The following is a 253-nucleotide window of genomic DNA, read 5'->3' as shown; positions in this document are numbered from 1 at the left end:
GTTTTAGTTATGGGTTTGGGGAACTGGTTAAGCAAAAATTTAAAGTGGTCAAACCCGTAATTAATCAACCAATCAATACTACTCAACTTAATCTTTTTGATACTTCTGAGTTCTCTACTCAAATCAACAAAACTAAAACCAAACGTACTCGGAAACCCAAGAGAACAGATGGAGAGCAACTAAGTTTATTTTAAGACTCACGGCGGTTAAAACCGCCTGAGTCGAACTTCCTCCGCGTACTAAAGTAACGCGG

1 protein-coding gene is annotated in these 253 nt (G+C 38.7%); it reads left to right on the top strand.

From position 1 onward, the window contains the following. Positions 1-194, top strand: a 194-nt coding sequence (locus AC0QH1_RS12855; RefSeq protein WP_324631537.1) for a hypothetical protein, incomplete at its 5' end; no start/stop codon positions are given. Between the last annotated feature and the right edge of the window lie 59 nt (positions 195-253).

Source organism: Phormidium sp. CCY1219 (assembly GCF_055795085.1).
The sequence above is the reverse complement of the archived record's forward strand: the minus strand, read 5'-3'. Positions and strand labels throughout refer to the sequence as shown.